Source organism: Caulobacter sp. UC70_42, from assembly GCF_044056025.1.
Classification (GTDB): Bacteria; Pseudomonadota; Alphaproteobacteria; order Caulobacterales; family Caulobacteraceae; genus Caulobacter.
In genome coordinates this window covers 3,328,557-3,346,066 of sequence record NZ_CP171994.1, presented here as the reverse complement: position 1 = coordinate 3,346,066, position 17,510 = coordinate 3,328,557, and the positions used below count along the sequence as shown (strand labels likewise).

At 68.9% G+C, this 17,510-nt stretch carries 16 protein-coding genes and 1 pseudogene; 6 read left to right on the top strand and 11 right to left on the bottom strand.

Annotated elements, in window-relative coordinates; genetic code table 11:
- The first annotated feature begins 33 nt into the window (after positions 1-33).
- The 3 genes from rlmB (at position 34) to ACHMW8_RS16640 (ending at position 3,458) form a co-directional block, all read left to right on the top strand.
- A complete protein-coding gene (gene rlmB / locus ACHMW8_RS16650; protein ID WP_125156606.1) occupies positions 34-870 on the top strand; it encodes a 23S rRNA (guanosine(2251)-2'-O)-methyltransferase RlmB in 837 nt (278 codons plus the stop codon).
- Positions 871-977: 107 nt separating this feature from the next.
- Positions 978-2,600, top strand: a complete 1,623-nt coding sequence (locus tag ACHMW8_RS16645) for a stalk-specific protein X (RefSeq protein WP_395443154.1) — start codon at positions 978-980, stop codon at positions 2,598-2,600.
- 120 nt (positions 2,601-2,720) lie between these two features.
- Positions 2,721-3,458: a TerC family protein gene (locus ACHMW8_RS16640; RefSeq protein ID WP_125156604.1), complete on the top strand. Its 738-nt coding sequence runs from the start codon at positions 2,721-2,723 to the stop codon at positions 3,456-3,458.
- A gap of 14 nt (positions 3,459-3,472) precedes the next feature.
- On the opposite strand, the gene ACHMW8_RS16635 is transcribed toward ACHMW8_RS16640, so the two are convergent.
- From ACHMW8_RS16635 to ACHMW8_RS16625, 3 genes are read right to left on the bottom strand one after another with little or no spacing between them, the layout of a single operon-like run.
- Complete coding sequence (locus tag ACHMW8_RS16635; protein ID WP_395443153.1) at positions 3,473-3,898, bottom strand: hypothetical protein; 426 nt, start codon at positions 3,896-3,898, stop codon at positions 3,473-3,475.
- On the bottom strand, positions 3,895-4,899 hold the full coding sequence (locus ACHMW8_RS16630) for a phosphotransferase family protein (RefSeq protein WP_395445997.1): 1,005 nt from the start codon (positions 4,897-4,899) through the stop codon (positions 3,895-3,897). Before ACHMW8_RS16630 ends, ACHMW8_RS16635 begins: the two co-directional genes overlap by 4 nt.
- Before the next feature lie 5 nt (positions 4,900-4,904).
- The gene (locus ACHMW8_RS16625) at positions 4,905-6,011 is read right to left on the bottom strand and encodes a hypothetical protein (protein WP_395443152.1); all 1,107 of its coding nucleotides are present in this window, start codon (positions 6,009-6,011) and stop codon (positions 4,905-4,907) included.
- A gap of 122 nt (positions 6,012-6,133) precedes the next feature.
- Here ACHMW8_RS16625 and ACHMW8_RS16620 point away from each other — a divergent pair, with 122 nt between their 5' ends.
- Positions 6,134-6,514: a DUF423 domain-containing protein gene (locus ACHMW8_RS16620; RefSeq protein WP_395445996.1), complete on the top strand. Its 381-nt coding sequence runs from the start codon at positions 6,134-6,136 to the stop codon at positions 6,512-6,514.
- Here the strand turns inward: ACHMW8_RS16620 and ACHMW8_RS16615 are convergent.
- On the bottom strand, positions 6,505-7,722 hold the full coding sequence (locus ACHMW8_RS16615) for a multidrug effflux MFS transporter (RefSeq protein WP_395443151.1): 1,218 nt from the start codon (positions 7,720-7,722) through the stop codon (positions 6,505-6,507). The two genes, ACHMW8_RS16620 and ACHMW8_RS16615, sit on opposite strands and share 10 nt — an antisense overlap.
- 114 nt (positions 7,723-7,836) lie before the next feature.
- Here ACHMW8_RS16615 and ACHMW8_RS16610 point away from each other — a divergent pair, with 114 nt between their 5' ends.
- Complete coding sequence (locus ACHMW8_RS16610) at positions 7,837-8,820, top strand: alpha/beta fold hydrolase (RefSeq protein ID WP_395443150.1); 984 nt, start codon at positions 7,837-7,839, stop codon at positions 8,818-8,820.
- On the opposite strand, the gene ACHMW8_RS16605 is transcribed toward ACHMW8_RS16610, so the two are convergent.
- Positions 8,817-9,077, bottom strand: coding sequence for a low temperature requirement protein A (locus ACHMW8_RS16605; RefSeq protein WP_125156599.1), 261 nt, complete (start codon positions 9,075-9,077; stop codon positions 8,817-8,819). The two genes, ACHMW8_RS16610 and ACHMW8_RS16605, sit on opposite strands and share 4 nt — an antisense overlap.
- 178 nt (positions 9,078-9,255) lie before the next feature.
- On the opposite strand from ACHMW8_RS16605, the gene pip reads away from it, so the two are divergent.
- Positions 9,256-10,245, top strand: a complete 990-nt coding sequence (pip, locus tag ACHMW8_RS16600; protein ID WP_395443149.1) for a prolyl aminopeptidase — start codon at positions 9,256-9,258, stop codon at positions 10,243-10,245.
- Between the two features lie 14 nt (positions 10,246-10,259).
- Here the strand turns inward: pip and rodA are convergent, their stop codons facing one another.
- The 6 genes and pseudogenes from rodA to ACHMW8_RS16570 all read right to left on the bottom strand — a co-directional run bounded on the left by rodA (position 10,260) and on the right by ACHMW8_RS16570 (position 17,385).
- Positions 10,260-11,417, bottom strand: coding sequence for a rod shape-determining protein RodA (rodA, locus tag ACHMW8_RS16595; RefSeq protein WP_125156597.1), 1,158 nt, complete (start codon positions 11,415-11,417; stop codon positions 10,260-10,262).
- On the bottom strand, positions 11,414-13,456 hold the full coding sequence (gene mrdA / locus ACHMW8_RS16590; RefSeq protein ID WP_125156596.1) for a penicillin-binding protein 2: 2,043 nt from the start codon (positions 13,454-13,456) through the stop codon (positions 11,414-11,416). The genes rodA and mrdA overlap by 4 nt, the downstream gene beginning before the upstream one ends.
- Before the next feature lie 4 nt (positions 13,457-13,460).
- A complete protein-coding gene (locus tag ACHMW8_RS16585; RefSeq protein ID WP_125156595.1) occupies positions 13,461-13,976 on the bottom strand; it encodes a hypothetical protein in 516 nt (171 codons plus the stop codon).
- Positions 13,973-15,073: a rod shape-determining protein MreC gene (gene mreC, locus ACHMW8_RS16580; RefSeq protein ID WP_395443148.1), complete on the bottom strand. Its 1,101-nt coding sequence runs from the start codon at positions 15,071-15,073 to the stop codon at positions 13,973-13,975. The genes ACHMW8_RS16585 and mreC overlap by 4 nt, the downstream gene beginning before the upstream one ends.
- 47 nt (positions 15,074-15,120) lie before the next feature.
- Positions 15,121-16,165 (bottom strand): annotated as a pseudogene (locus ACHMW8_RS16575) (rod shape-determining protein).
- Between the two features lie 341 nt (positions 16,166-16,506).
- Positions 16,507-17,385 (bottom strand): DMT family transporter, encoded by an 879-nt coding sequence (locus ACHMW8_RS16570; protein WP_125156593.1) that lies wholly within the window; start codon positions 17,383-17,385, stop codon positions 16,507-16,509.
- Between the last annotated feature and the right edge of the window lie 125 nt (positions 17,386-17,510).

The window sequence follows — 17,510 nt, the reverse complement described above, 5'->3', positions numbered from 1 at the left end:
CCCTTGGGGCCCCAAATCGGAGCGCGTCTTATAGTGTCCTCTCATTCCGAACGCAACGACCGGAAACGTCCTTCTGCACCCGGACGCGATTTTCGTTCCAAGCCCCGGAATAAAAACGAGTTTTCTCGCGGGCAAGGTGACGCCAAGGACTGGATTTGGGGAACCCACGCCGTCGAGGCGGCGCTTTCCAACCCGCTGCGACCGGCGCCGAAGCGCCTTCTGGCGACCGCGGACCGCGCCAAGCGACTCGCCCCCGATTTCCAGAAACTGGCCTGCCTGCAGGTGATGGAGGGCCAGGAGATCGCCAAGCACCTGCCGCAGGGCGCCGTCCACCAGGGCCTGGCCCTGAAGATCGACGAGGCCGAGTCCCTGTCGATCGCCGAGATGGGCGCGCCGGCCAAGGGCCTGCTGGTCATGCTGGATCAGATCACCGACCCGCAGAACATCGGCGCCATCTTCCGCTCGGCCGCCGCCTTCGGCGCCAGGGGCGTGATCCTGCAGGATCGCCACGCCCCGGTGCTCTCCGGCGTCCTGGCCAAGACCGCCGTGGGCGCGGTGGACAAGGTCGCGCACGCGCGCGTGGTCAATCTGTCCCGCGCCCTGGAGGAACTGGCCGACATGGGCTGGCGGGCCGTGGCCCTGGCCGGCGAGGCCGAGGAGAGCCTGGAGGCGGTGCTCGACCACCAGCCCACGGTCCTCGTGCTGGGGTCGGAAGGCGAAGGCGTCCGTCGTCTCGTCGCGGAACATTGCGACGCCTTGGGAAAGATCCCGATGCCGGGCGGATTCGAAAGCCTGAACGTCTCGGCCGCGGCCGCCATCGCGCTCTATGAAGCCTCGAAAGTTCGCGCGCGGGACGAAACTGTTTCGTGAATCCCTCTTAACCGTTTTGATTTCGTCGCAGGCACGTGCTCTTCTCGCGAACAATGGTCCGCGAGCGCTTGCTCGCGGAGGAGTTAGACATGGGATCGGGGGACCCGATGTTTGGACGTAAGGTACGCTTGGCCGCCTTGGCCACCACGGCGGTCGGCGTTCTGATGCTCGCCGGCTGCAGCGCCGGCGACCAGGAGAGCTCGGCGCCGCCGCCCAGCGATCGCCAGGATGCGACGACGCCGCCGGAGCTGATGGGCGCCGCGCCGCCGCCGAGCGCCGACGAGGCCCAGGACGGCCTGCTGGGCGGTCCGAGCCAGGCTCAGGCCCAGGCTCGCGCCGACGCCAGCGTGGATTCGAGCCCGCTGCCGCCGCCTTCGCGCAATTCGCATCTGAAGACCTGGCGCCGCCCGGACGGAACGCTGGTCACGGCCATGCGCCCGATCGCCAATCCGAAAGGCTCCAGCCGCCACGACTACAGGCCGCGTCGCGTTCACGCGACCCTTCCGGCCGCCACCACGGCGCACGCGGCGTCGAAGCCGACGCCCAAGCCGATGGTCGTCGCCAAGCCGGTGACCCCAAGGACGGTCGCCCCGGCGCCCGCGCCGGTCCAGGCCGCCAAGCCGGTCATGCCCGCCGCGCCGCTGGCCAAGCCGCCCGTCGTGGCGGCCAAGCCGGTTGCTCCGCCCGTTCCCGCGAAGCCGGCGACCAAGCTCGAGAAACTGCAGGCCGTCGTCGCGCCCGCCGCCACCAATGGCGCGGTCCTGGCCGCCGGCGAGAGCCTGGGCAAGAACCAGCCCGGCCAAGTGACCCTGTCGCTGCCGGCAACGCTGGGCGACCTGATCAAGCAGGAAGCCGCCAAGCTGGGCCTGACCAAGGCCGCCAAGAAGACCAGCGCCTATGCCGAGCTCTCCGGCGAAGGCTATGAAGTCACTCCGAACGGCCGCCAGACGGCGGTCGTCAAGCCGGGCGAGCCGACCACCTTCGCCTGGCAGGTCAAGCCGGGTCCGGAGGCCAAGGGTCAGCTAACGTCGCGGTTCGGCCTCGAACTGAACGGCGGCAAGACCCCGCAAGGCTTCTCGCTGGGTGAGATCAGCAAGCGCGTCGCCGCTCTGCCGGAACAGGCCAAGAAGGGCATGGGCAAGCTCGACCTGGGCGGCCTGAATGGCGACATCACGCTGCCGGGCTTCGGCCCGACGCCGATCAAGACGGTCCTGGGCGCCGCCCTGGTGCTGCTGGCCATGATCATCCTGGTGGGCGTCTCACGCAGCGCTTCGGCGGCCCGCCGCCGCGCCGAGCGTCAGCGCAAGTACCGCACCCTGACCGACTACGGCCGCAACGAGATGGAGTTCGAGCAGGAGCAGCACGCCCCGGCCTCGACCCACGTCTCGCACGTCAACCCGTTCCTGGCTGCGGCCGGCGGCGCGGCGGCGGGCGCGGCGGTCGCCTCGGCGGTCTCCTCGCACCATGACGACCGCGGTCATGGCCATGACGATCACGGCCAAGATCACGCCAGCCATGGCTACGACGCCCATGCTCACGAAGACCATGGCCCGGCGGCGCAGGACGGCCAAGACCACGACCCGCACGCCGAGGCTCACCCCGAGCCGCACGCGCCGGCCGAGCATGTGTCCTACGTGAACCCGATGGTCGCCGCCGCCTCCGCCCATCCGGCCAGCCATGACGAGCAGGCCCAGAGCGTCCACCACAAGGAACCCGAGCACGCCCACTAGGGCCAGCGCGGAACGAAAAGGCGACGCCCCGGATCGACGGTCCGGGGCGTTGTCGCATTTGCGGTCGACAGCTCCCTTTTGCGCCTTGCATCCCCGCGCGCGTCGCCGCATTGAGGATACATGTTCGAAACGCTGACGGCCCATCTGGGCGGCCTGCAAGGCCCGCTGACCGCCTTGCTGCAAGTGCTGATGATCGACCTGGTCCTGGCCGGCGACAACGCCGTGGCCGTGGGCCTGGCCGCGGGCGGCCTACCCGCCAAGGAGCGCAAGAAGGTCATATTGTATGGCCTGGGCGCGGCGGTTGTTCTTCGCATCACCTTCGCCCTGATCACCACCTGGCTGCTGGGCGTCATCGGCCTGCTGCTGGCCGGCGGCTTCCTGCTGCTGTGGGTCTGCTGGAAGATGTGGCGCGAGCTGCGCGAACAGGCGGCCGAGGCCGACGCCATGGCCTGCGTTGATGGCGATCCGAACACCGAGCCGCGCGTCGCCCGCCAGCCCAAGTCGTTCAAGCAGGCTTTCCTGCAGGTGCTGATCGCCGACGTCTCGATGTCGCTGGACAATGTGCTGGCCGTGGCCGGCGCGGCGCGCGAACACCCCGGCATCCTGATCTTTGGCCTGCTGCTGTCGATCGCCCTGATGGGCCTGGCCGCCAGCGCTATCGCCAACCTGCTGCACAAGCACCGCTGGATCGGCTTCATCGGCCTGGCGATCGTGCTCTACGTCGCCGTGCACATGATCTGGGAAGGCCACCGCAGCGTGGTCATGGACCTGAACCAGACGGCCGCCTACAACGCCGCCGCCCCGGCGCCGCTAGACATCAAGCCGGACGAGCTGGCCCAGCACAACAAGCATAAATAGGGCGAGGATCACGGTCAGCGCGCCGGCAGGGGCGGCAGATCCAGCCGTCGAAGATCGGCCATCCTGACATAGAGCCGCAGGATCGCGTGGTGGCGGACCGTGTCGTCCCGCGCCTCGATCGCCTCGTGCAGGCCGATCAGCGCCGTCCGCAGCGTCGCGTTGACACGGTCGAGCGACGAGACGGTCACCTCCTCCGTGAACGGAAGACCCGCGACGTCCAGCCCATACTCGGCCGCCGCCTCGGCCAGGGTCGCGCGGATCAGGGCGTTCTCCTCGACCCGCGCCGCCACGCCGCGCTCGGCTTCCTGAGCCGCCAGCAACGACAGCAGCGCCACAAGCCCGACCTTGCCGGCCATGAACTCGCCCTGCTGCTCAGGCGGCCCGGGATCGGCCATGCACATGAAGTTGCCGACCAGGATGTCGGGCAGGCTTGGAGTCATGACAGGCTCTCCAGACGCAGCATCGCGGCGGCCAGGATCTGGTCGTGCCGCCGGGCGGTGTACCAGCCCGACACCGCCAGGATCGGCTCCTTGAAACCGCCGTCACGATATTCCTTGGCCGCCGAGGTCCAGATCGCCTGGCCCTTCACGGCGGCGAACAGCGACCACCAAGCCAGGGCCGCCTCATCGACCGTGAGACCGCTGGCCTTCGACCAGATGGTCAGGGCCTCGTCGCGCGGAATCATGGCGGCGACGGTCGTCGTGTCGAAGGGGTTCCAGAGCGGGTCGATGGCCCAGGCAAGGTCTTCCAGCGGGTCGCCCAGATGGACCATTTCCCAGTCCAGCACCGCCAGGATGCGGCCGTCCGGGGCGTGCAGGAAATTGCCGCCGCGATAGTCGCCATGCACAACCCGCACGGCGCTGGGCGGCGGTGGCGGCTTGCGGCGCAAGAGCCGGATGGCGGCGCGGACGATCGGTTGCGGATGCTGCTCGTCGGCCTCGATCACGCCGGCCCAGTGATCGACGGCGATCCGCCAGCAGTCTCCGGGCGCCGGGGTCTCGGCGGCCTTCGCCAACGGCAGGTCGGCGGGATCGGCGCCGGCGATACGGCCCAGGATGTCGAAGAACGCCTCGCCGACCACCCGCGCGTGAGCGCCGTAGGGCATGACCGTGAACGGCGAGACCACCGTCCCGCCCTCGATCCGCTCCATGATGAAGAACGGCCGCTCCAGTTCCGCGCCCTCGGCGTCCATCGCCACGGGACGCGGCGCGGGCACGTGATCGTGGAAGCTCTCAAGGGCCAGGTATTCCAGGCCGCGGTCGGTCTCGATCAGGCTGCCGGGCGGGTCACGGCGCAGGATCAGGGGCCGGACCTCGCCGCCGACATGGGCGGCGAAACGATAGGTCTCGCGGCTGGCTCCGCCGGGGATGCGCGACAGGTCGGCGACCTTGACCGGCTGGCCCCAGATGCGGGTGAGATACGCCTCCAGGCGTTCGGCCAGGCCGCTCAAGGCGCCATATCCAGGATCGAGGCGAAGCCCGAGGTCGCGTGCGGACCGATGGCCAGCTGCTCGAAGACGCCCCTGCCCTTCCGCGTCTTTCCCGCGCCGTCGACATAGGTCACGTCGCTGAGCGCCTGGACATGCAGGAGATGCGGCATCTTTCGGTCGAGCTCGGCGGCGGCGAAGTCCTCGCGCTCGACCTTCAGCGCGCCGTGGTTCAGGCCATGGCCCCAGACGGGGTGGCCGTATCCCAGGCCCAGCATGAAGAACTCGGCCTTGGGCTCGATCGTCACCGCGCCATCGCGACCGAAATCGAGGGTCGCGGCGGCCGCGTGGCGCGTGCCGCTCTTCCAGTCGATGGCGCAGGACGACTGCGCGAAGCCGCCAAAGTCATCCTCCCGGCCGCCGTCCTCCAGCCAGAGCGCGCGGCGGTTCCAGGGCCGGCCCCGGTCGTCGTCATTGGTGTGGAAGAAGAGGCTACCATCCGCGAAATTGCATGGCGCCCACAGCCAGAAGAATTGCGGCGGGACCGGCGGCGCCAGCTCCTGCGGGTCGCGCGTCCCGACGGGGCGGACGCCCCACGACCGATCGCGGGTGCCGATGAAACCGTCGATGCCGGTCCGTACGCCGTCGACCTCGATCCAGCCGCTGTAGCGTCCGTTCTGGGTCAGGCGGGTGTAGTCCAACAGCGTGCGCGGTCCGTTGCGACGCACGAAGCGCGGCTCCTCGATCGGGAAGGATCGGCCCTCGAAGACGATCTCGGCGGCGATCCCCTGCTCCTGGGCGGTCACGGTCAGCTTCAGGCGCCGCAGCGGCTCGAGGACTTCGATGGCGATCGGCCCGACCGTCAGGTCCATCCGCTCCATCTTCAGCCAGCGGCTGGCGTGCAGATTAACCTGCCTGCCGTCCTTCATCACGCAGAAGGCCGCGTCGGCGATGTTGAGGTGCGGATAGACGCCGAACGCGGCGGCGAAGAACAGGTCGGAGCCGTCGCCCTGAGCGGCGTAGCCGTTGAAGAAGTAGCGGTCGTAGAAGTTCCGATCAGTCCCGGCATAGGCCACGGGCTCGGGCGTCTGATGGATCGGGTAATCGTCGCCCCAGGTGAGCGCCATGCCGTCCTCCCTTCTGGACGCGCGAACGCTCTGACTGCTTACGAAGTCGGCTTCGCTTTACGTCCAGATGAACGACGTTAAGGTCGCGCTCGACGATTGCAACGGTGACGGAGCGTAAGCCGATGGAGGGATGGACTCCCCGGACCTGGACGGCCCTGGCGGCGCTGAGCGGCCTGCTGTCCGTGGCCTTCGGCGCCTTCGCCGCCCATGGCGTCGACAGCTGGAAGGCCGTCGAGTGGCTGAAGACCGGCGCCCAGTACCAGATGATCCACGCCCTGGCGGTGTTTGGAGCCTTCGCCCTGCATCGGGCCGGGGCCAAGGGCATGGGGCTGGTCACGGCGCTGTTCTTCTTTGGAACCCTGGTGTTTTCGGGCTCGCTCTACGCCATGGCCCTGGGCGCGCCGAGGATCCTGGGCGCGATCACCCCGATCGGCGGACTGTCGTTCATGGCCGCCTGGGCTCTGATGGCCTGGCGCGGCTTCTCGATGCCCAATCAGGCCTGAGCCTTCCTCGCGCCCGGCAGGGCCAGGAAGAAGATCGCCAGGGCCGAGCCGACCAGGCAGGCGAACATCACCCCGGCCACGGGACGCGCCGTGCCGTCGTGCAGCAGGCCGCCGGCCCACGAGGCCAGGGCCCCGGCCCCGAACGAGGCCGAGCCCATCAGGGCCGAGATCGAGCCGGCGCGGCGCGGGTCGACGCTGAGCGCTCCGGCCATGGTGTTGCCGCCCATCAGGCCGTACAGCGACAGCGAGGCGAACAGCAGCGGCAGCACGGTCCACTGGCCGCCCCAGCCGGTCCAGGCCGCCAGGGTCAGCAGGAAGGCCGCGGCGATCGAGGCGATGCTGGCCTTGCTCAGCACTTCGTCCGGCAGGTTGCGCCGCAGCAGCAGGCGATTGACCTGGCTGGCCCCGATGATGCCGACGGCGTTGAAGGCGAAGATCAGGTTGAAGACCAGCGGCGTGTGGCCATAGGTCCCCATCACCAGGTCCGGCGCGCCGGAGATGTAGGTGAACAACACCGCCCCGTTCAGCGCGCCGGCCAAGGCGTAGCCGACCAGCCGACGCAGGCCCAGGAGGGCGACATAGGCCTTCAGCGGGTTCTCCGACCGCGCCTGGGCCAGGGTCTCGGCCGAGCGGGATTCCTTCAGGCTCGTCAGCACCCAGGCCCCGACGGCGAGACCGAAGCCGACCTGGACCCAGAACACCACCCGCCAGCCGGCGAACGCCTGGATCACGCCCCCCAGTTGCGGCGCCAGGACCGGCGCCAGCCCCATGATCAGCATCATCAGCGACAGCACCCGGGCGGTGTCGGTGTGACCAAAGCGATCGCGCACCACCGCGCGCGCCACCACCGCTCCAGCGCATCCCCCCAGGGCCTGGACGAAGCGCGCGCCGATCAGGGCGTGGATGCTGGGCGCCAGGGCGCAGGCCAGCGACGCGACGATATAGACACCGATCCCCGTCAGCAGGGGTCCGCGCCGCCCCAGACGATCGGACAGGGGGCCATAGATGAACTGACCGATGGCCATGCCCGCGAAGAAGGCCGCCAGCGTGGCCTGGGTCTGGTCCGGCCGCGCCGACAGCGTGCGACCGATCTCGGGCAGGCTGGACAGATACATGTCGATCGACATCGGCGCGAAGGCCGTCAGCGCGCCCAGCAGCAGGACGAGACGCCACGGAACGGCGGCGGGCGGCGAAGTCGTGTCGGTCATGCGGCCTTTTACGCCCGTTCGACCCTACGGAAACCAGAAATGCCGCTTGCCGGGGATCGCGACGGGCTCCAGGGTGAACGGCAATCACCTAGAAACGCGGGAGGACGAGCGGTCATGACGGTCAAGAATCCGGGCCTGCCCGAACCCCAGTACGCCGACGTCAACGGCATCCGCATGGCCTATTACGAGGCCGGTCCGCGCCAAGGCGTTCCCGTCGTCTTCTGCCACGGCTTTCCGGAGCTGGCCTTTTCGTGGCGCCACCAGATCGCCGCCCTGGCCGCCGCCGGCCGCTGGGTGATCGCCCCCGACCAGCGCGGCTATGGCCTCACCCCCGGTCCCGAGGCGGTCGAGGCCTACGACATGGACCACCTGACCGGCGACCTGGTCGGGCTGCTGGACCACCTGGGCGTGGAAAAGGCGATCTTCGTCGGCCACGACTGGGGCGGCATCATCGTCTGGCAGATGCCGCTGCTGCATCCCGACCGCGTGGCCGGGATCATCGGTCTCAACACCCCCTTCACCCCGCGCCTGCCGCTGGATCCGATCGAGATGTTCCGCAACGCCTATGGCGAGGACATGTACATCGTCCACTTCCAGAAGCCAGGCGAGGCCGACGCGCGCCTGGGCGCGGATCCGGAACGGACGATCCGCTTCTTCATGCGCAAGCCCAAGAGCTCACAGGACGAGTTCCTGGGCCGCCCGGCCGAGCGCCGGAGCCTGGCCCTGCAGGACGCCCTGCTCCACTACGACCCAGCGACCGACGATAACCAGTTCCTGGAACCTGACGAACTGGCCTTCTTCGTCGACGCCTTCAAGCGCACCGGCTTCACCGGCGGCATCAACTGGTATCGCAACTTCACCCGCAACTGGGAGAAGGCCGAGACCCTGCCGCGCCGGATCGACGGCGTCCCTTGCCTGATGATCATGGCCGAGCTGGATGTCGTCCTGCCGCCGGCCATGGCCGACCGCATGGGCGACCAGATCTCGGACCTGGAGAAGGTGCTGATCGAAGGCAGCGGCCACTGGACCCAGCAGGAGAAACCCGCCGAGGTGAACGCGGCGATCCTGGACTGGCTGGACCGCCGCTTCCCGCTCTAGTTCCTGGCTGCGATCATCTGGTCCGCCCGGCGACGCATGGCCGCGGCCAGCTGCAGCATGGCCAGGGCCGAGACCTCGTCGCGCTCGCCCGCGCGCAGGCTGTAGACGCTGGCCATGGCGAACAGCGCCTCGGCGCGGTCGACGCCCTCGGCCCCGAACATCTCGCCGATCTGCCGATCCAGTTCCGCCTGCTGCGCCGGGTTCAGCATCGCGAGCAGTTCGTCGTCGGAATAGTCTTCGGGCGCGGGCTGAGTCATGGCGGGCAACATACAGAACCGGATGAAGGGCGAAAACCTCAAGGGTCCGCCGAAGCAGGCCCGTGTGTTTCTTTGACGAAAGGCCTGCTTTTCCGACGCGAGGAAAATCCCCGCGATCGGTCAGGCCTTTTGCTTTCCTCCGTTCACAGCCGGCGGAAAAACACGTTAGGCTCGTTTCATGGATCGTAACGCTTCCGCCGCCGCCATGAGTTCCGTTGGCCGTCGCGGCCTCTTTCGCGAGGTCGAACCGTTCTCGTTCGGCTGGATGCCGACCGGCGGTCCGCACGAGATCTACTACGAGGAATGCGGCAATCCGCGGGGCAAGCCCTGCGTGATCCTGCACGGCGGCCCGGGCGGCGCGGTCAATCCGACCATGCGGCGGTTCTTCGACCCAGCCAAATGGCGCATGGCCCTGTTCGACCAGCGCGGCTGTGGCCGGTCGCGCCCGAACGCCAGCCTGGAAGACAACACCACCTGGAGCCTCGTCGAGGACATCGAGCGGCTGCGCGAGCACCTGGGCGTCGAGAAATGGACCGTGTTCGGCGGCTCTTGGGGTTCGACCCTGGCCCTGGCCTACGCCATCAAGCACCCCGACCGCGTCGCCGGCCTGGTCTTGCGCGGCATCTTCCTGCTGACCGAGCGCGAACTGGGCTGGTTCTACCAGGACGGCGCCTCGATGCTGTTCCCGGACGCCTGGGAGCGGTTCCTGGCGCCGATCCCCGAGGAGGAGCGCGGCGACCTGATGGCCGCCTATCACCGCCGCCTCACCGCCCAGGACCGACGCGTACAGCTGGAGGCCGCCGCCGCCTGGAGCCAGTGGGAGGGCGACACCATCTCCCTACGCGGCCCCGACGCTCGTCCGCCCAAGTTCAACGAAGAGGACTTCGCGATCGCCTTCGCGCGGATCGAGTGCCACTTCTTCACCAACAAGGGCTTCTTCGAGCACGACGGCTGGATCCTGAAGAACATCGACAAGATCCGCCACATCCCCGGCTGGATCGTCCAGGGCCGCTTCGACGTGGTCACCCCGCTGGACAGCGCCTGGAAGCTGCACAAGGCCTGGCCCGAGGCGCGCTTCGACATCGTCTGGGACGCGGGGCACGCCTCGACCGAGCCCGGCGTGATCGACGGGCTGATCCGGGCGACCGAGGCGGCGCTGGTCTCCTAGAGACCAGCCCGCCCCTACATCAACGAGCCCTTGCCGCTGGTCACTTCCGTATAGCGGTGCACGCGCACGGCCTGCACCAGGCCGAAGCCGACCATGACCGTCAGCATGACGGTGCCGCCGTAGGACAGCATCGGCATCGGCACGCCGACGACGGGGGCCAGGCCCATGACCATGGCGCCGTTGATCAGCACATACAGCGAGAAGGTCGCCGTCACCCCGGCCGCGGCCAGGCGTCCGAAGTGGCTGTGGCTGATCGAGGCGATCCGCAGGGCCATGAAGATCACGGCCCCGTACAGGAACAGCACGCCGAAACAGCCGACGAAGCCGAACTCCTCGGCCAGGGTGGCGAAGATGAAGTCGGTCTGCTTCTCGGGCAGGAAGTTCAGCTGGCTCTGCGAGCCGAGGCCAAAGCCCTTGCCCAGCAAGCCGCCAGAGCCCAGGGCGATCTTGGACTGCAGGATGTGGTAGCCGTCGCCGGACGGGTCCTGCTCGGGGTTCAGGAAGGTCAGGATCCGGTTGCGCTGATAGTCGTGCAGCCCGAACATGATGAACGGCGGAATGGCCACGGCCGCCAGCGCGCCCAGGGCCGCGATCACCCGCCAGGACAGGCCGGCCAGCATCATGATCGCCCCGCCGGTGGCGGCGATCAGGATGGCGGTGCCCAGGTCGGGCTGCTTGGCGACCAGCAGGAACGGCACGCCGATCATCGCGGCCGGGATCAGCAGGCGCCAGGACAGCCGGGCGCTGTCCGACGACAGGCCGTGGTAGTATCGGGCGAGCGCCAGCACGAGACCGATCTTCATCACCTCGGACGGCTGGAAGCGCAGCGGCCCCAACTGCAGCCAACGCTGGGCGCCCAGCGAGATGTCGCCGACCAGGTCCACGGCCACCAGCAGGACGAGGCCTACGCCGTAGATCGGATAGGCCGCGGCGAACCACCAGCGCAGGTCGCACATGGCCAGGGCGATCATGATGATGAAATAGACGCCGAAGCGCAGCAGGTGCTTGTCGGCCCAGGGCTCCCACGAGGCCCCGGCGATCGAGAACAGCATCAGGCCGCCGACGCCGGCGATCATCGCCAGCACCAGGCAGAAGGTCCAGTCGACCTCCATGAACTTGATGATCGGCCGGTCGCGTTCGCCGGGCCGGGTCAGGCCGCCGCTCAAGGTCATCTTTGCCCTCCCTGAGGCGTGGTCGGCGGAACGGCCGGCGGAGCGCCGACATCGGGCGCGGGGGGCGCGACGCCCTCGACCGGATCATCCGGCGCGGCGCCTTCCATGACGTCTTCCGGAGCGACCTCGGGCAGCGGCGCGGGGCGCTCGATGCGAGCGCGGATCTCGGGGTCCTTCAGCAGGGCCACGCGCATGACCTCACGGGCGCGCGGCGCGCCGGCGGTCGCGCCGCCCAGCCCGCCGTGCTCGATGATGACCGCCACGGCGTAGCGCGGGTCGTCATAGGGCGCGAAGGCGACGAACAGGTTGTGGTCCTTCAGGCGCCAGGTCGTGGCGTAGCCCTTACGGTTCTTGACCCCGTCATAGCTGCGCACCTGGGCCGTGCCGGTCTTGCCGGCCATCTGCACGTCGCCGAGGCCCAACTGGCTCTGCCTGTAGGCGGTGCCGCGCACGTCGTTGGCCACGGCCGCCATGCCGCCGCGGACATAGTTCAGATGCTCGGTGGAGAACGGCAGGTCGGGCACCGCCGCGCCGCTGGGCTGCTCCACCCCGCCGACCGACTTGATCAGGCGAGGCACCAGGGCCTTCTTGCCATTGGCCAGGCGCGAGGTCATCACCGCCAGCTGCAGGGCGTTGACCGTCAGAGCCCCCTGCCCGATCCCGTAGCTGGGCGTCTCGCCCGGAAACCAGATCTGGTTGGCCGGGTTCTTCTTGAACGCCCGTTTCTTCCAGGCCGGGTCGGGGACATTGCCCCGCTTCTGGCCGGGAATGCCGATGTCGTAGATCTGGCCGAAGCCCATGGCCCGCGCCGCGTTGGCGATCGCGTCGGGACCGATCTTCAGCGACGTCTGATAGAAATAGACGTCGCAGGAATTCTTGATCGCGTCGTGCAGGTTCTGCGAGCCGTGGCCGCGCGGCTCCCAGCACCGCCAGGTCCGGCCGCCATAGTACCAGCTGCCGCCGCAGTTGATGCGGACCTCGGGATCGATGCCGGCGGTCAGCGCCGCCAGGCCCACGGTCGGCTTGAAGGTCGAACCGGGCGGGAAGACGCCGGTCAGCGACTTGTCCAGCATCGGCTTGCGCTCGTACTCGGCCAGAGCCTTGTACTCGGCGCCCGACAGGCCCTTCACGAAGCGGTTGGCGTCGAAGCTGGGGGCCGAGACCATGGCCAGCAGGTCGCCGTTGCGCACGTCCATCACGACGATGGCGCCGCTCTCCTCGCCCATCACCTCGAGGGCGCGGTTCTGGATGTCGGCGTCCAGGGTCAGCAGAACTTCCTTGCCCGGGGTCGGCGGCACGTCGCCGGCCGGATCCAGGCGCACGACGCGGCCCTGCGCGTCGACCTCGGTCTTGGTGGCGCCGGCGCGACCGCGCAGTTCCTTGTCGAAGGCCTTCTCCACGCCCTGCTTGCCGATCCGGAAGCCGGGGTGATGCAGCAGTTCCTGATCCTGGGTGGGATCGTCCTTGGCCGCGGCCAGGTCGCGGTCCGAGACCTTGGCGACGTAGCCGATCACGTGGGCGAAGGCGCCCCCGAACGGATAGACCCGAACCTCGCCCATGTCGGCGGTGACGCTGGGCAGCTCCGGGGCCCGGATGTTGACGCGGCTGAACTCCTCCCAGGAGAGGTCCTCCATCACCACGACCGGGGCCTTGCGCGGGGCGCGGTCCAGCTCCTTGAGCACGCGGGCGCGGCGGGCCTCGTCGATCGGCACCAGCTTCTGGAGGTCGGTCATCACCGCCTCGGCGTCCAGGCCCTTGTCCTTGTTGATGATCAGCCGGAAGTTCGGCCGGTTGGACGCCAGCGACACGCCGTTGCGGTCGCGGATCAGGCCGCGCGGCGGCGGCACCAGGCGGTAGTTGAACTGGTTGCCGGCCGAAAGCTTCTGGTAGCGCTGGGCCTCGACCAGTTGCAGTTGCGCCAGGCGTCCGCCCAGGGCCAGCAGGCCGGCGCCCGTCAGGCCGCCCAGCAGGAACGCGCGCCGGTGGAAGACCCCCTGACGCTCGTTGACCTCGAAGAAGAAGATGGACGGTTCGCTCATGGCCTTACCGGAACCGCACGTCGGCGTCCTCGAAGCGATCGACCAGGCGGTGAGCGAACGGGAACAGCAGCGCCGTGACCAGGAACTGCCAGAACACGGCCAGGAGACTCGGCATGGCCAGGCTGTCGAGCATGGTGAACAGGAAGCCGGCGATCATGGCGACGGCCGTTACGCCGGCGAACCAGGCCCACATCATGGGCCGGCTCTGGCCGGTCATGGCGTTGCGCAGGATCAGGACCATGGCGTAGGCGACCAGCAGCGACAGGCCCCACAGGCCCGTCGGACCGCCCCAGAAGATGTCCAGGAACAGGCCCAGGATCAACAGCGCGAACGGGGCCAGGATCGAGGGGCGGATCATCGCCCAGGCGAAGGCCGGCACCATGGCGAACACCGGCTCGGGCAGCTGCAGGCCCCAGATGCGGATCGGCGCGGCGAACAGCATCGTCGCGAAAATGCACAGCAACATCGGCACGCCCAACCAACGGGCGGGATTGAGCGCTCGCCCGCCGCTCATGCTCATCGCGGCGATCCCGTCGGGACGGGCGTCGCGGCCGTGGCGGGCTTGGGCTGGGCCGGTTTCGGCGCGGCCGGCTTGGGCGTCGCGGGCTTGGGTTGAGCCCCGGCGGGCGGCGTCGCCGTGGCGGCGGCCGGCGGGGTCGTGGTGGCCGCCGGCTTCGGCGCGGGCGGCGTCGGGGCCGACAGGATCGAGGTCTGCGGATCCTCGGTCGTGACCGGCGGCAGGGTCTTGGCTTCCAGCTGCTTCTCGTCGGCCAGCTGGGCGAAGTCCTTGAACAGCAGGATGCGGATGTAGTCGATCGACGACTGGTCGGCGAACAGCACCACGCGCCAGCGGCCGTCCAGCCCCTTGACCGCCGCGCCCACCGGCAGGCCGCGCGGCACGACGCCTCCGTCCCCGGAGGTGACGACGCGGTCGCCCTGCTGGATAGGATCCACCCCGCGCAGGTATTCGAGCTTGGGGTTGGGGCCGCCGTCGCCGGTCAGGATGGCGCGGGCGTTGGTGCGATCGATCATCACCGGCGTGCGCGAGGCGATGTCGGTCAGCAGCAGCACGCGGCTGGCGCCGCGCGAGACGCCGACCACGCGACCGACCAGGCCGCGCTCGTTGAGAACCGGATTGCCGACCTCGATGCCGCGCTCAGAACCGGCGTCGGCCAGGCGGGTGTTGGCGAAGGGACCGCGGCTGTCGGCCACAACCCGGGCCGAGGCCATCGGGATCGGCGGATCGGTGCGCAGGCCCAGCAGGCTCTTGAAGCGTTCGTTCTGGTCTTGCAGGTCCAGGGCCCGGTCGCGCCACTGGCGCATCTCGGCCAGCTCCGACTTCAGGCGACGGTTCTCCGAGGCCGTGAAGAAGTAGCTGCGGACGAAGTCCAGGCCCAGGCCCGTCCACCGACCGGGCGCGGCGATGGCGCCGCTGACCGGCTTGGCGACGACATCCACCGTCTGGCGGGTGACGCCGTAGGCCTGCTCCTGCAGGGTCTCGCGCCGGTCCGCCAGCAGGAAGGCGACGGCGATGACGGCCGCAACGATCAGGGCCACCGCCGCCGTCCAGGTAAGCGGCACTTTCAGGTCGCCAAGGGGACCTTCGCGAAAGGGCACGTAGTTTCTCCCGACGCCCCCCAGGCGCCTCTAGAGCAATACCAGCTTTAGGCCAGCGTGGATTCCAGGACGCCCTTCATCCACTTCGGATGCTCGAGAACCTTGCCGCAGCCCAGGGCCACGCACGACAGCGGATCGTCGGCCACGGTCACCGGCAGACCGGTATGATCGCGGATCTCGGCGTCCAGGCCGCGCAGCAGCGCGCCGCCGCCGGTCAGCATGATGCCCTTGTCGGCGATGTCGCTGGCCAGTTCCGGCGGGGTGGCTTCCAGAGCCACCTTCACGGCCTCGAACGATCTGACCGACCGGTTCGGCCAGGGCGTCGGCGGCTTGCTTTTCGCTGATGCGGACTTCGCGCGGCACGCCCTGCATCAGGTCACGACCCTTGACGTCGATCGACAGCCCCTCGCCGTCGGCCGGCGCGCGGGCGGTGCCGATTTCCTTCTTGATGCGCTCGGCGGTGGTCTCGCCGATCAGCAGGTTATGGTGGCGACGCATATAGCTGATGATCGCCTCGTCCATCTTGTCGCCGCCGACGCGGACCGAGCGCGAATAGACGATGCCCGACAGCGACAGCACGGCCACCTCGGTGGTGCCGCCGCCGATATCGACGACCATCGAGCCGGTCGGCTCGTGGATCGGCAGGCCCGCGCCGATCGCGGCGGCCATCGGTTCGTCGATCAGGCCGACCCGACGGGCCGAGGCGTTCAGGCAGCTGTCGTTGATGGCGCGACGTTCCACGGCGGTGGCGCCCGACGGCACGCAGACAATCACCTTCGGGTTCACGAAGCCCTTGCGGTTGTGAACCTTGCGGATGAAGTACTTGATCATTTCCTCGGCGACTTCGAAGTCGGCGATGACGCCGTCGCGCATCGGACGGATGGCTTCCATGTGGCCCGGGGTGCGGCCCAGCATCTGCTTGGCCTCGATGCCCACGGCGTGGACGATCTTGCGACCGCCGACGTTACGCAAGGCCACCACCGACGGTTCATTCAGAACGATCCCCTTGCCCTTCATGTAGATGAGGGTGTTGGCCGTGCCGAGGTCGATGGCGATGTCGTTCGAGATCACGCCGAAGAGGGAAGAGAACATTGAAAGCCCTGACTGAGGGGTAGGAGGGGCGTTACGGACGGCAGATCGGTGAAGAAGGGGCCTGATCCGTCCCGGAGACGGGGTCGGCGGAGAAGAAAAGGCTCCTACTTCAATTCAATGCGAGGACAACATGATTCCCGCATTTGGCGGATTTCGATCCGGTCAACATGCCTCGATGTTCGGCGGGAGCGCCGCCCCCTGGCCGCGCCGTCGTCCGAACGGCCAAAAGTACGCCGACGCCCGCCCGTTTGCCCTGCGAAAGCGTTGAATTCAAGGTCTATTCGCGGGATTTTCGAAGGCTTTTGCGGTCAAGCCGACCAAGCACCCGAACATGGCGAAATCTAGCCGAGCGCGGCCATGACGACCCCGACCGCCGTTATGCCGCCGGCGGCCATCTGAAAGAGGGTCAGACGTTCCTTGAACAGACGACGTCCGGCGATGGCGGCGACCGGCATTTCGACCACGCCGACCGCCCTCACCGGTCCCACGGGCGACAGGGCCATGGCCGTGAACCACAGGCCCGAGGCCGCCGCGCCACAGAAGCCCGCGCCCAGCGACTGGCGCCAGGCGGCGACCACCGCCTTGAGGGCGTCGGGATTGCGCCAGGCCAGATAGCTGGTCAGGGCCGCCGTCTGGATCGCCTGCACCACCAGCACGGTCGCGAAGGCCGCCGCCGGCGGATGTCCGGGCTCCAGGGCCAGGGCCGCCTGCCGGAAGCAGTTGGCGCACAGCGCGAAGGCCGCGCCCGAGGCCAGGCCGGCCAGCACCGCGCCCTTGCGGATCACGACCTCGCCCCGCGGCCACGACAGGGCGGCCAGTCCGCCGGTCGCCACAAGTCCGCCGGCCCAGGCGATCGGCCCGACATGATCCTTGAAGACCAGGGCCCCGAACACCAGCGCGAACGGCAGGCCGCTCTGCTGCAGGGCCGTGCCCAGGGCGAACGACGAGCGCTGCATCGCCGTCAGCATGGCCGCGGTCGCGCCGATCTGGAACGCCGCGCCAGCGACGCAGGCGATCCAGAACCGGGCTTGCGGATGAAAGTCGAGTCCAGGCGTCGCCAGCACCGCGATCGCGGCGAAGACGGCCGCGAACGGCAGGCCGAACAGAAAGCGCACCAGGGTCGCGCCCCAGGGCCCCGCCCCGCCCATGACCGAGCGCTGGGCGGCGTTGCGCGCCACCTGGAAGACCGTGGCGGCGACGGTGATGGGGATCCAGATCATCTTCGACCTTTACGCCGCCCTTAGGCGGGCGGGCTGGGTTTCGCATCGAACCCTTATGCGCCTCGGGCGCAAGATAAGCGGGTTCGTCGCCGTCGCGCGGCGCTCGTTGAAAAAGGCTTACCGAC

What these genes read in the sequence shown, in the direction of transcription:
- ACHMW8_RS16645 (WP_395443154.1), top strand. Translation starts at nt 978, where the DNA reads ATGTTTGGACGTAAGGTACGCTTGGCCGCCTTGGCCACCACGGCGGTC.
- ACHMW8_RS16640 (WP_125156604.1), top strand. Translation starts at nt 2,721, where the DNA reads ATGTTCGAAACGCTGACGGCCCATCTGGGCGGCCTGCAAGGCCCGCTG.
- ACHMW8_RS16635 (WP_395443153.1), bottom strand. Translation starts at nt 3,898, where the DNA reads ATGACTCCAAGCCTGCCCGACATCCTGGTCGGCAACTTCATGTGCATG.
- ACHMW8_RS16625 (WP_395443152.1), bottom strand. Translation starts at nt 6,011, where the DNA reads ATGGCGCTCACCTGGGGCGACGATTACCCGATCCATCAGACGCCCGAG.
- ACHMW8_RS16620 (WP_395445996.1), top strand. Translation starts at nt 6,134, where the DNA reads ATGGAGGGATGGACTCCCCGGACCTGGACGGCCCTGGCGGCGCTGAGC.
- ACHMW8_RS16615 (WP_395443151.1), bottom strand. Translation starts at nt 7,722, where the DNA reads ATGACCGACACGACTTCGCCGCCCGCCGCCGTTCCGTGGCGTCTCGTC.
- ACHMW8_RS16610 (WP_395443150.1), top strand. Translation starts at nt 7,837, where the DNA reads ATGACGGTCAAGAATCCGGGCCTGCCCGAACCCCAGTACGCCGACGTC.
- ACHMW8_RS16605 (WP_125156599.1), bottom strand. Translation starts at nt 9,077, where the DNA reads ATGACTCAGCCCGCGCCCGAAGACTATTCCGACGACGAACTGCTCGCG.
- pip (WP_395443149.1), top strand. Translation starts at nt 9,256, where the DNA reads ATGGATCGTAACGCTTCCGCCGCCGCCATGAGTTCCGTTGGCCGTCGC.
- rodA (WP_125156597.1), bottom strand. Translation starts at nt 11,417, where the DNA reads ATGACCTTGAGCGGCGGCCTGACCCGGCCCGGCGAACGCGACCGGCCG.
- mrdA (WP_125156596.1), bottom strand. Translation starts at nt 13,456, where the DNA reads ATGAGCGAACCGTCCATCTTCTTCTTCGAGGTCAACGAGCGTCAGGGG.
- ACHMW8_RS16585 (WP_125156595.1), bottom strand. Translation starts at nt 13,976, where the DNA reads ATGAGCATGAGCGGCGGGCGAGCGCTCAATCCCGCCCGTTGGTTGGGC.
- ACHMW8_RS16570 (WP_125156593.1), bottom strand. Translation starts at nt 17,385, where the DNA reads ATGATCTGGATCCCCATCACCGTCGCCGCCACGGTCTTCCAGGTGGCG.